Raw genomic sequence first — 11,943 nt, 5'->3', positions numbered from 1 at the left:
TTATTTTATGCTTTCACATTATCCTTCGGTAATCGTTTTTTATCTTTTCCTCTTTCTATATACTCGATAATTTTTCCAGCAATATCAATTCCGGTTGCTTTTTCTATCCCTTCTAATCCTGGAGAAGAATTCACTTCTAGAATTAATGGCCCTCTTGATGATTGAAGCATATCAACGCCAGCAATGGCTAATCCCATAGCTTTTGCCGCTTTAAGTGCCGCAGCTTTTTCTGCTCGACTTAATTTTATAACATTTGCAGATCCACCTCTATGAAGATTAGAACGGAATTCTCCTTCTTTTCCTTGTCTTTTCATTGCGCCCACTACTTCTCCATCCACCACAAAAACACGAATGTCTGCGCCACCTGCTTCTTTGATGAATTCCTGCATGATTACCCTGGCTTTTAATCCTTCAAAAGCTTCAATTACGGATTCGGCAGCTTTACGTGTTTCTGCCAAAACAACTCCTAAGCCTTGAGTTCCCTCTAATAACTTTAATACAACAGGGGCTTTTCCTAAGTGCTCTAGAATATATTCGCCAGCATTTTCAGAACGATTAGTAAAAGCTGTTCTCGGCATATTTAATCCAGATCTTGACAGAATCTGTAAACTTCTCAGTTTATCTCTTGATCGAGTAATGGCTAATGAATCAACCGCACTAAAAGTTTTCATCATTTCAAATTGGCGAACAACCGCGGTACCATAAAAAGTAACAGAAGCCCCAATTCTTGGAATTATAGCATCTATTTTTTCCAGCTTTTTACCATGGTAATAAATAGAGGGTCCGGCTTCATCCATGATGATATCACAATGCATATGGTCAAGCCTTATCGCTTCATGACCTTTTTGTTCAATGGCTTCTAATAATCTTCTAGTAGAATATAAATTTGGGTTTCTTGAAAGTACTGCAATTTTCATTTATATAAATTTTTAACACCCCCAAATTAGTTTAAAAAAGATGTTATCCCTAAAGTAATGACTCAACTTTTGTAAAATCATCATATAATTCTTTATTTATTTCAGCCCAATAAAATTTTTCGTCTTTTAATTTTAATTTATTCAGAATTTGAAAATTTGTTTTAACGATTTTGTGATTTGAGAATTCCTCTAAAATATCAAAACCCTCTGAATTTTCGATTTCTTTAGAACCTGATACAAAATAGACCTTGTCAGTTAAACTATTGCTTTTACCAAACCTCTCATTATTCTTAAAACGTGTGGAAGCCAAATTATAGCGAATATCTTTAAGGTTGGATAACACGGCTAGTGTTGTAGGATAACTTCCTGCTCCTTTACCTTTTAAAAATTGCTCACCTGAAAATTCTGAATTTATAATGACGCCATTGTATTCATTTTCAATATTGTAGAAGTCATGTTTTTTAGAGATAAGCTTCGGCTCTATTTTAGCTTCTATTTTGTTATTAGCTAATAATGCCTCGCCTATCAATTTTATTTTGAGTTGGTGTTTTTTTGCATATTCAATAATATTATTGTCTAATGAAGTTATGCCCTGCATAGGAATATTTTCAGGATGGATATATTGGCCAAAGGCATGATAAATCATTATGGATAATTTAAAGCGAGTGTCTTCACCGCTTACATCAGAGTATGGGTCTGACTCTGCAAAACCAAGTTCTTGTGCTTTATTTAATGAATTATCATATGATTGGCCATCGTCAACCATTTTGGATAAAATGAAATTACAAGTTCCATTTGCTATGGTTTCAATCGATTTTATCTTATCTGATTGAAAATGCTGATCAATAGTTCTAATGATCGGTATACTGCCACAAACAGCGGCTTCGTAAAAGAATTTTACATTATTTTTTTTACTTATATTGAATAGTTCTTCTAAATATAGGGCAACCATTTTCTTATTTGCACTTACCACTGATTTTCCATTTTGAAATGCTTGAGTAACAATTTCAAATGCTTCTTCAGGATCGTTAATAAGTTCTATAATGAGGTCAATTTCGCTGTCCTCAACTATTTCATTTACATTTTGAGTTAACAGCTCTTTTGAAAATTCTATGGTTCTATTCTTATCGATATTTTTTACGGCTATTCTTGTGATTTCTACTCCATAATCTTCATATTTTTTAAGAGCTTGGAATACGCCAGTTCCTACAACTCCAAATCCTATTAATCCCGCTTTAAGCTTTTTCATAGTAATTCTCTTTTAAATTTTTTTCAATGAGTCGAGATATTTTGTTGCCTTCTATTAAAAAGGCATCATGCCCTTTTTTTGAGTTGATAATCTCTAATTTTGCATTGGGTATATGATGCGCCATAAGTTCCTGTTCTTTTAAAGGGAATAAGTTATCGCTATCAATTCCAATACAAAGCGTATTGGTTTTTACTAATGAAAGTATTTGTTCCAAACTTCCATTTCTAGCTGATGCTATATTATGATTATCCATCATTTTTGATAGAATAAAATAGCTGTCGGTACTAAATCTTCCCTTAAACTTCTCGCCCTGATAATTTAAATAGGAGACTATATTCCAATCATCCTGTTCATTTTTACCTTTTTGATTAAGTTCAAAATCATCATAAGATCGGTAACTTAGCATAGCAATTTTCCTTGCAATTGCAATTGCCTCATTTTTTGAAATCGAATTGTTGGCTCCCAATGAAATGGCTTGCCGTTGCAATTCATTAAATGCTATTCCCCAAGAAGAGTGTTTTGCATTTGATGCAATCAAAACCTGATTTTGAATAATTTCAGGTTCTATCAGGCTCCATTCTAATGCTTGCTGCCCACCTAATGAACCACCAATTAAAATGTCAATATTTGTAATATTTAAGAATTTTCTTAAATCAATAAATGCTTTTATAACATCTCTATTGGAAATTTCTGGAAATCCATCTCCGTATTTTTTATTTGTATCTGGATTTATTGACTCTGGGCCAGTGCTTCCGTAGCATGAACCCAATATGTTGGCACAAATTACAGTGTGTCTTTTTGGATCAATAAAGCCGCCATTTTCAAAATATAAAGAAGGCCACCATGATTTAACAGTGGCACTTCCTGTGAAGGCATGACAAATCCATATTATTTCTTTTTGGTTAGAAATTTCACCTTCTATTTCATAATATAGGCTTGCCTGGTGTAAAACTTCACCATTTTGCAGAACAAACTTTTCTGGTAATTTATGTTGTGGCATAACTTAATTCATGAATTTTTTGAAAAGCTTGAGTAAAATCAGCGATAATATCATCTATATGCTCAATGCCTACAGAAACTCTTAATAATGTAGGAGTAATGCCTGCTGATAATTGTTCTTCATCGGTTAATTGTTGATGAGTTGTTGCAGAGGGTTGAATGATTAATGTTTTTGCATCTCCAACATTAGCTAAATGACTTACTAGTTTAAGATTATCAACAAAGCCTTTTGTTTCTTCTTTATCGCCTTTAATAGTGAAAGATAAAACACCTCCGTAACCATTGTGTAAATATTTTTTAGCTAATGGATATGATTTGCTACTTTCTAAACCTGGATAATTCACTTTTTCCACCAATGGGTGTTTCTCAAGCCAATAGGCTAGTTTTAAAGCATTATCTACAGTTCTCTGAACTCTAAGAGATAAAGTTTCAAGACCCTGAAGCAGTAGGAAACTATTGAATGGACTCAAAGCAGGGCCATAATCCCTTAATCCTTCCACTCTCGCCCGTATAGAAAAAGCAATATTGGGTAAGCCTAAAGGATTATTTTCACCAAAAGTTTCCCAAAAATTAAGTCCGTGATAACCTTCTGAAGGTTCTGAGAATTGTGGGAACTTTCCGTTGCCCCAATTGTAATTTCCACCATCTACGATTACGCCACCGATAGAAGTACCATGGCCACCAATCCATTTAGTAGCAGATTCAACAACTATGTTTGCTCCATGTTCTAATGGTTTAAATAGGTAACCACCAGCTCCAAATGTATTATCTACTATTAAGGGGAGATCATATTTTTTTGCTAGGGCTGAAATGGCTTCAAAATCAGGAATGTTAAAGGTAGGATTGCCTATTGTTTCAAGATAAATTGCTTTAGTATTTTCATCTATCAATTTCTCGTAAGATGATATTTCTTCATATTCAGCAAATCTTGCTTCTATCCCTAATCTTTTAAAAGCAACTTTAAATTGATTATAGGTACCACCATATAAATATTTAGTAGCTATGAAATTATCGCCAGATTCTAAGATGTTATTTAGAGCTATAAATTGTGCAGCCTGTCCAGAGGCTACAGCCACTGCAGCTACACCTCCCTCAAGAGCAGCAATTCTTTTTTCAAATACATCATTGGTTGGGTTCATTATTCTGGAGTAAATATTTCCGAATTCTTTTAAACCAAAAAGATTTGCTCCGTGCTCGGAATCGTTGAAAACAAAGCTAGAAGTTTGGTAAATAGGAACTGCTCTTGCATTTGTACTTTGATCTGCTTCTTGTCCTGCGTGTAATTGTAGTGTTTCGAATTTTTGTGTAGTTGACATAATTATAAAAATTAAAAGATTGAATAAATGATTATATGATAGTTCTAAAATGATCCAATGCGATCAATATAGTTTGATTCGACTGGATTGAATTTGTAATAAGATGAATTTGAGAGAATTAAAATCTATTAAGCGGGTACGCTCAAATTAGAAAGCTTATAATTATCCTTTAAAATTTTGATTTAATCCAAAATGAAAGAATTGCTTTTAGCAACAACAGCACATTCGCATTCGCATGCTGGCCATTGAGATAATAGATGTAAATCTATTAGATAGTAATTGTGAATTTTTGTTTGGAGCCGAATTGGCTTTTCTGAAGTGTTCGCTTAATGCGATTTGTTCTAAGTTGTTCATAATTTATATTTCCCTTTCGGGCAGGATTTGGCACCTTGAATCAGGTTGCCAGAGGGTCACCGAGCCTGTCTCTTACCTCTTCGTTATAAATTTATTTTCGAATTAATGCTTCAAATTTAGAGAAAGCTTTTCGAGATATACAAACTTTTTGAATTAAAAATATTAAATAATTGAAGATAAAGTTTGTATAATTATATAAAGTATAATAAAAATACAATTAATATTTGATTTACACTTCTGATTTATGTTTCAATAGCCCATTCACAATTAACCACTGTGCAACAATGTAAGTACTCATTACCGCAATACCAGCATAAGGAATAGTATGTGAAAAACGATTTATAGCTAAAATTGAATCTGAAATAGTAAATAATGCAGCACCCAAAACAACAAATTGAAAGCTTTCGTTAGTGGTTTGATTTTTTCTATACCACGCAGCAACCACCATACTTGCAATAATTAAAGCATAAAGGGCAATAGGTACTTGGATTACGCTGTCTACATAGGGTAAAATGAGGTATGCCATTAAGCCTAAATAAGCAATGATAATAAATGGAAATGCAGACCATCTGAAGCTAAATGAATCCTTAAAAGTTGCCTTTTTATAAGCAACAATATATACAATATGAGCTGCTAAAAATGCTGAAAGTCCAGCGAAAAAGAAGAGAAAATGCTTAACCGTAAAAAGTAGCATAATATCTCCAATCCAACTAAAAGCTAATGCCAGAGTTACATAACTAACCCATTTTTCATTCCTTCTACCATCCGATTGATCCCAAAAATAGGTTAATAGAGAGATCATAAGAAGAGGTTTTGCAATTTGATGTATAATATCTATCTCAAATTGTAATGAGATAATTTCAAGAATGGCAACAATCCAATAAAAAAGGGCCTTAAATTTCATATGAAAGAGTTTATCGAAAAGTACTTATTATTCATCGATAAAAAAAGTGAATTTATGCAAATGGGGGTATATGTAAGAAATGATTAATTGGCTTTAGATATATAATTATTTCTTTAAGAACTTTTTCAAGCTCTTTTTTGAATCTATGGTAATCATTACATAATAATGCCCACTAGGAATATTTTTTAGGTTGATTTTGTAAAGGCCATCGTCAATTTTTTCAGCTGAGCTATTCATTTTAGTTCCTATGATACTCATGACTTGAATTTCAATTGACTTGTTGATTTTCTGCTCATCTAATTTAAGATATACAAAATCTTCAGCAGGATTTGGGTAAACTTCAGCGTCTTTAAGAATAGTTACAATATCCTTGTTATATTCAACAATATTTTTCGTTTCACCAGCGTTCATTGAGAAAACTGATAGTAAGAAAGTGAACAACAATATATATCTTAACTTATTCATTAAATTTAATTACGTTTCAAATATACTAAAGTTATAGTAAATACTAATTTTCTATCTTTTTAAAAGCACTTTGAAGCTTTTCAATCATTATGCTAGGGGTCATAAAATTTTCACCCTTTTCTTCTTTACTTATATCACCACTTAGGCCGTGCAAATATACTGCCAACTTTGCTGTTTCATAACTATTTTTTATTCTTGGATATATAGCTGCTAAAATTCCACATAACAAATCTCCACTACCTCCTTTAGCCATTCCTGCATTTCCAGTTGGATTAAAACTGATTTTGCCATCAGCATTACAAACAGCTGAAAATTTACCTTTCAATACAACTACAACCTTATGATGCATACAAAATGATTTTAGTTGCATAATGGCTTCAAAATTATTGGAATATTTTCCAACCAACCTTTTAAACTCACCATGGTGGGGTGTTAAAATGGTTCCTTCTGGTAATAGATTTAGTAACTCTCTATTTTCAGCAAGTAGTGTAATTGCATCTGCATCTAATATAAGTTGACCTTGGTAATCTTTTAACAGATTCTCTAAAAGCACTAATGTTTTATGAGCAAATCCTATTGCAGGACCGAAAACAATAACATCCTGTTTGCTGTAATCCAGATAACTTCCTAATACATATTCATTTTCATCTGTAAGGATCAAGGCTTCTGGAATTTGGTTTTGGACGATATCAATGCAATGTGGGCATGTTTGAACAGAAATCAGCCCAATTCCTGAGTGAAGGCAAGCTCTTGCTGCTAGTATTGCAGCTCCCATTCTTGCATAACCACCCGCAATTATGGTAGCTCTTCCTCTGTTACCTTTATGGGCTATCGATTTTAATTTTAACCTATTTTTAATTACTGAATCTACCTCGTAAATTGAGTAATCGCTTAAGCAGTTATTAATATATTCTTTGTCAAGTTTAATGTCCAAAATTTCGAATTCTCCAATGTATTCCTGGTTTTCAGCCATCATGAATGCTAGTTTAGGAACTTGGAAACTCAATGTGTAATCTGCTTTAAAAATTATTTCGGAAGGACTCGCTTTATCAGCAAATAGACCAGAGGGCATATCAATGGCTATTTTATTCGCTTCAAAATTATTAACCTTTTTAATTAAATCAGCAAGCCTTCCTTCAATAGGTCGAGATAATCCGGAGCCAAAAATTGCATCTATTATTATCGATTTTTCACTAATCTGTTCGGGCAGTTCTTCTAAAATTAATACTGTATTTATTTTTTTAAGCCTTTTGAGGTTTTCTTCAAAATCATCTGAACCATTTTTACCTAATGGAAGTATAACCTGTACTTTATAGTCACTTTCAGAAAGTAATCTGGCTACTACTAATCCATCCCCTCCGTTATTTCCTGAGCCTGCCAATACATAAACAGAAAAATCATTGTTGAATCTTTCAGTAATCCATGTAAAAAGCTCGTAGCTTGCTCTCTCCATTAGATCAATACTTTTTATTGGTTCATTTTCAATAGTGTATTGATCAGCTTCTCTAATTTGTTGAATATTTAAAATCTTCATTCAAATAACTTTCAGTCTTTATCCTAAAATTTAGTTCTTTTTTAAGAATTTTGCTTCTTTACTACACTTTTTACTACAATATTTCACGCTTTCCCAATTCTTTTCCCACTTCTTTCTCCATACAAAAGGTCGATTACAAACGGGACATGTTTTAGAAGGTAGGTCACGCTTCTTTGTCATTTTGGTCATCAATTGGTCTTTTTTTAATTCTAATTCATAAAATGAAATATTGTTTACTTTCCATTTATTAAAGTTCTTATCAAACAAGCATGAAATTACTTTGTGAATGAAGGCATTTCTTCTATTTTTGCAGAAACTTTAAACAGAGCATAATGAGCGTTTTAGTCAATAAAGATTCTAAAGTAATTGTACAAGGTTTCACGGGTTCAGAAGGTACTTTCCATGCTGAACAAATGATAGAATATGGCACTAATGTGGTAGGAGGGGTTACTCCAGGAAAAGGAGGACAAACACATTTGGGTAAACCAGTTTTTAATACAGTTGAAGATGCTGTAAAAGAAGCAGGAGCAAACGTATCCATCATATTTGTTCCACCTGCATTTGCTGCTGACGCAATTATGGAAGCTGCTGATGCTGGAATTAAAGTAATCATTACGATTACTGAAGGTATTCCAGTAAAAGACATGATGAAAGCAAAAACCTATATTCAAGATAAGGATTTAACTTTAATTGGCCCTAACTGTCCGGGTGTTATTACTCCGGGTGAGGCTAAAGTTGGTATTATGCCTGGTTTTGTTTTCAAAAAAGGAAGAGTAGGTATTGTATCTAAATCAGGTACTTTAACTTATGAAGCAGCTGATCAAATTGTGAAAGCTGGATTAGGTATTTCTACTGCTATCGGTATTGGTGGTGATCCAATCATTGGTACCCCAACTAAAGAGGCGGTAAAAATGTTGATGGAAGATGATGAAACGGATGCTATTGTGATGATAGGTGAGATTGGCGGAAACTATGAAGCAGAAGCAGCTAGATGGATCAAAGAAAATGGCAATAAAAAGCCTGTAGTTGGATTTATAGCTGGTAAAACAGCACCAGCAGGAAGAAGAATGGGCCACGCAGGCGCTATAATTGGCGGAAAAGACGATACTGCTGAAGCAAAAATGAAGATTATGGACGAATGTGGAATCCACGTTGTTCAGTCACCAGCTGATATAGGTGAAACCATGAAAAAAGCTTTATCTTAATTAGGAGATAACTAATAATATTTAATTGTAGGCTGTTTTAGTTTTTTATACTGAAACAGCCTTTTTTATTTTTAGCTAGATATGACCAATAACGATATTTTAAAAAGACTTCGCTTCACTTTTGATTTCAGTGATCAGGAAATGATTTCAATATTTGATCAGGCAGATTATAAGGTGACACGATCACTGGTAACCGACTGGTTAAAAGCAGAGGATCATGAAGAATATAAGGATATTCATGATGATCAATTAGCAACTTTCTTAAATGGCTTAATCAATAAAAATAGAGGTAAAAAGGAAGGTGTTCAACCCACAGCAGAAAAAGTATTAGAGAATAATGAAATTTTAAAGAAGCTGAAAATAGCTCTTTCTTTAAAAACAGAAGATATAGTGGATATTTTTAATTTAGCTGAAAAACCAATCAGTCCACATGAGATAACTGCCTTTTTAAGAAATCCAAAGCAAAAACAATATCGACCTTTTCAAGAGCAATATTTGAGAAATTTTTTAAATGGGCTACAGATAAAATACCGAAAGAAGTAGCTTCAAGTAATTTTATTTTAATATAGTTATATGGCTTAAATTGAAATAAGATTAAACCATTAATTTTAGAAGGGAAAGGCTTAAATGATAAGTACAGAAAATAAGCGGGATCTAGACCTTTATTTCACCAAGTCCGATTCTAAGCTTTCGATTACTTTCTTGATATTGCCCGATATAGTAACTAGCCACTTCATTTGATCTGATATTAAGCGCGTAGACTGCAATCTTTTTCTTAACTGGGGGTCAATTGGCTTTGTTTTCTTAAATGCTAACTCCTGATTTCGAATAGATACTAAGCTTTCAAATCTTTCTTCTAAATGCTGATGTGCAAGCTCTAATTCGTCTTCAGAAATAGAGCCTGTTTGGTCTTTTTTAAGTAAACGCTGTATAGCCTGTTTAAGATTGAGGTCTATAGTTTTAATTATAAATTCAAAGTCTTTTGAAACTTCATTCTCTTTATGATTAATTAAATAGGTTCCTAAGGAGGCCATTGCAGCAAGGAGTGTTTGATTTATACTAACAATCTCATTTATTTTGCCCACATGATGTTGCTGGGATTTGGGTTCTTGGCTTAATCGCTGAAATGCTGCATTTAAATTCCCCATTTCTAAAAAGGCTTCCTTTCTAGCTAGTTTATAATCAGTAAGGCCACTGTTTTCATGATAATACCGATCAATTTGGGCGAGATATTTTCTATTAGCTCTTAATACTTTTAATATGGTGTTTTGTATACTTTCTGATTCCCATGTAGGCCATAGTAATGTACCGGCTCCAAATGCAATAGCTGCTCCTATTATTGTATCTACCACTCTATATTGTATAACCTCAAATGCGTCTGGATTTATGAGAGTGTAAATAAAAACGATACTGGTTGTAATAAAAACGGAGGCGGTTTTGTAGTTTTTTTGGATAAAGCTAAGTGCAAGAGTTAGTGAAACAATTGCCAAAAAGGCAAATAAATAAGTGTTTTGATTGATTAAAACTATGATGCTTGCAATTGATGCTCCAATTAATGTGCCGTATAATCGATGTTTTGATCTTTCTTTGGTAAGGGTATAACCGGGCCTCATTATTACCACAATCGTTAATAATATCCAATAAGTATTTTGTAGTGAAAATAAAGTCCCGATTGTGTACGCTAAAAGCATAGCAATAGTGAGACGAGCGCTGTGCTTTAAAATAGGTGACTTGAAACTAAAATTCTCACTTAGGATATTAAGATCGTAATCTTGCTGAGTGATAAACTGCTTTCCCTCTTTACTTCTAATTCCAATATTTTTTCGGTTTTCGAGATCATAAAATACCCTTTCAATGGAATCAATTTTTTGAATTTGGTTTTCTTCATATTCAAGTAAATTTCTAAGCAAAAGAGCACCCTCTCTAGCTTCTGGTAATCCAATATCGTTTTTATAAGTTTGAATAGTTTTTTCACATAATTGGATCAGGATGTTAAAGTCTATTTTATGCGAGAGTTTTTTGTTTTCTAACATCGCAATAGCCATTTGATCCAATCTATCTGATAATTGAAATACTAAATCTATAAATGGGCGAACATAATGAGGTTTTTCTAGAAATAGACTATTTATTTTTTCATAATTAGCTGGGTTTGCCATTGAGAGTTCTAGAATGTCAATTAATTCAATGAAGATCAATAATTGTTTTCTCTTATAATTTGAAAACCCAGAGCTCTGCCTTTCGGTCAATAAAAGTTCTCGCAGAGTTTCGTGAGTGGCGTTTATAGTGGTTTGCAGCTCAAATAACTCTTTTTTTAATTCTTCAGCCTTGCCTTCTCCTATAGCTAAATTTCCCCTGATTCGAATGTATTGAGCTGTAAACTGTAGGCATGAACTAAGTTCTTTATTGATTTGACGTTTTTGCAGTAATGGATGGAATATAGCCGATAAAAATAAATACCAAAAGCCTCCAATTGCAATGAATAGTCCTTGAATTAAGATTTCTTGACCAACTTGCGGATGTGCAAAGCTTAATACGATCGCTAATAAGCCTGAAAAAGAAATTAAGGAAGCTCTAAAACCATATACCGAAATAAAGGATATTCCGAAAATAAGAAGTGACATTGTTGGTACCAACAAATAAGGGTTTGGAGCTACATAGGTAATGGCGATGGTGGTTAATACTGCAATTAATGTAGCAATTAAAATTCCAATGCTTTTATGTTTTCGGCTACCGGGAACATCACTTCCTGAAGTAAGAAAAACACCTATGGATACGCTAAGTAGATAGGAGATTTGGTCAATTTGGATTCCAATTATTAAGGGTAATACTATACCAAAAGTGACTATTATAGATTTTAGGAAATCAGGGCTTTTAAGAAAATTTAGAAGCTGTTGGTAGTAGTTTTTTATCATAGAATAGTAATACACCTTTATTATACTCTAATCATAGTAATCAGTTTGGAAATTAATGTTTTAAGAATCATTTTTTTGTAATTCAATT

11 protein-coding genes and 1 riboswitch are annotated in these 11,943 nt (G+C 33.0%); of the genes, 2 read left to right on the top strand and 9 right to left on the bottom strand.

Annotated elements, in window-relative coordinates:
- Positions 1-5 precede the first annotated feature (5 nt).
- From rimK to QYS48_RS01135, 8 genes are all read right to left on the bottom strand, one after another.
- Positions 6-917 (bottom strand): 30S ribosomal protein S6--L-glutamate ligase, encoded by a 912-nt coding sequence (gene rimK, locus QYS48_RS01170; protein ID WP_308357183.1) that lies wholly within the window; start codon positions 915-917, stop codon positions 6-8.
- Positions 918-966: 49 nt separating this feature from the next.
- Positions 967-2,166, bottom strand: a complete 1,200-nt coding sequence (locus QYS48_RS01165) for a homoserine dehydrogenase (RefSeq protein WP_302099726.1) — start codon at positions 2,164-2,166, stop codon at positions 967-969.
- Positions 2,153-3,166 carry a homoserine O-acetyltransferase gene (gene metX / locus QYS48_RS01160; protein ID WP_308357182.1) on the bottom strand — a complete coding sequence of 338 codons (1,014 nt, stop codon included), beginning with the start codon at positions 3,164-3,166 and terminating at the stop codon, positions 2,153-2,155. The genes QYS48_RS01165 and metX overlap by 14 nt, the downstream gene beginning before the upstream one ends.
- The gene (locus QYS48_RS01155; RefSeq protein ID WP_302099729.1) at positions 3,153-4,481 is read right to left on the bottom strand and encodes an O-acetylhomoserine aminocarboxypropyltransferase/cysteine synthase family protein; all 1,329 of its coding nucleotides are present in this window, start codon (positions 4,479-4,481) and stop codon (positions 3,153-3,155) included. The genes metX and QYS48_RS01155 overlap by 14 nt, the downstream gene beginning before the upstream one ends.
- 354 nt (positions 4,482-4,835) lie before the next feature.
- Positions 4,836-4,927: riboswitch (SAM riboswitch) on the bottom strand.
- 137 nt (positions 4,928-5,064) lie between these two features.
- Positions 5,065-5,739 carry a lysoplasmalogenase gene (locus tag QYS48_RS01150; protein ID WP_308357181.1) on the bottom strand — a complete coding sequence of 225 codons (675 nt, stop codon included), beginning with the start codon at positions 5,737-5,739 and terminating at the stop codon, positions 5,065-5,067.
- Positions 5,740-5,844: 105 nt separating this feature from the next.
- Positions 5,845-6,204: a T9SS type A sorting domain-containing protein gene (locus QYS48_RS01145; protein WP_302099731.1), complete on the bottom strand. Its 360-nt coding sequence runs from the start codon at positions 6,202-6,204 to the stop codon at positions 5,845-5,847.
- Between the two features lie 43 nt (positions 6,205-6,247).
- Positions 6,248-7,738 (bottom strand): NAD(P)H-hydrate dehydratase, encoded by a 1,491-nt coding sequence (locus tag QYS48_RS01140; RefSeq protein WP_308357180.1) that lies wholly within the window; start codon positions 7,736-7,738, stop codon positions 6,248-6,250.
- A 30-nt stretch (positions 7,739-7,768) separates the two neighbouring features.
- On the bottom strand, positions 7,769-7,927 hold the full coding sequence (locus QYS48_RS01135) for a DUF2256 domain-containing protein (protein WP_302104188.1): 159 nt from the start codon (positions 7,925-7,927) through the stop codon (positions 7,769-7,771).
- A gap of 143 nt (positions 7,928-8,070) precedes the next feature.
- Between QYS48_RS01135 and sucD the strand changes: the two genes are divergently transcribed.
- Together sucD and QYS48_RS01125 are read left to right on the top strand one after the other, a co-directional pair.
- A complete protein-coding gene (gene sucD, locus QYS48_RS01130; protein WP_302099732.1) occupies positions 8,071-8,943 on the top strand; it encodes a succinate--CoA ligase subunit alpha in 873 nt (290 codons plus the stop codon).
- Between the two features lie 81 nt (positions 8,944-9,024).
- Positions 9,025-9,486 (top strand): DUF1456 family protein, encoded by a 462-nt coding sequence (locus QYS48_RS01125; RefSeq protein ID WP_308357179.1) that lies wholly within the window; start codon positions 9,025-9,027, stop codon positions 9,484-9,486.
- A gap of 119 nt (positions 9,487-9,605) precedes the next feature.
- On the opposite strand, the gene QYS48_RS01120 is transcribed toward QYS48_RS01125, so the two are convergent.
- Positions 9,606-11,855, bottom strand: coding sequence for an FUSC family membrane protein (locus QYS48_RS01120; protein ID WP_308357178.1), 2,250 nt, complete (start codon positions 11,853-11,855; stop codon positions 9,606-9,608).
- Positions 11,856-11,943: the final 88 nt, after the last annotated feature.

Source organism: Marivirga arenosa (assembly GCF_030503895.2).
In the GTDB taxonomy this organism is placed as follows: domain Bacteria; phylum Bacteroidota; class Bacteroidia; order Cytophagales; family Cyclobacteriaceae; genus Marivirga; species Marivirga arenosa.
Note: the sequence above shows the minus strand (reverse complement) of the source record. Positions and strands in the feature narration are given on the sequence as shown.

Bases quoted from the DNA above. Each gene is read 5' to 3' on its own strand.
- rimK (WP_308357183.1), bottom strand. From the start codon at position 917: ATGAAAATTGCAGTACTTTCAAGAAACCCAAATTTATATTCTACTAGA.
- QYS48_RS01165 (WP_302099726.1), bottom strand. From the start codon at position 2,166: ATGAAAAAGCTTAAAGCGGGATTAATAGGATTTGGAGTTGTAGGAACT.
- metX (WP_308357182.1), bottom strand. From the start codon at position 3,166: ATGCCACAACATAAATTACCAGAAAAGTTTGTTCTGCAAAATGGTGAA.
- QYS48_RS01155 (WP_302099729.1), bottom strand. From the start codon at position 4,481: ATGTCAACTACACAAAAATTCGAAACACTACAATTACACGCAGGACAA.
- QYS48_RS01150 (WP_308357181.1), bottom strand. From the start codon at position 5,739: ATGAAATTTAAGGCCCTTTTTTATTGGATTGTTGCCATTCTTGAAATT.
- QYS48_RS01145 (WP_302099731.1), bottom strand. From the start codon at position 6,204: ATGAATAAGTTAAGATATATATTGTTGTTCACTTTCTTACTATCAGTT.
- QYS48_RS01140 (WP_308357180.1), bottom strand. From the start codon at position 7,738: ATGAAGATTTTAAATATTCAACAAATTAGAGAAGCTGATCAATACACT.
- QYS48_RS01135 (WP_302104188.1), bottom strand. From the start codon at position 7,927: ATGACCAAAATGACAAAGAAGCGTGACCTACCTTCTAAAACATGTCCC.
- sucD (WP_302099732.1), top strand. From the start codon at position 8,071: ATGAGCGTTTTAGTCAATAAAGATTCTAAAGTAATTGTACAAGGTTTC.
- QYS48_RS01125 (WP_308357179.1), top strand. From the start codon at position 9,025: ATGACCAATAACGATATTTTAAAAAGACTTCGCTTCACTTTTGATTTC.
- QYS48_RS01120 (WP_308357178.1), bottom strand. From the start codon at position 11,855: ATGATAAAAAACTACTACCAACAGCTTCTAAATTTTCTTAAAAGCCCT.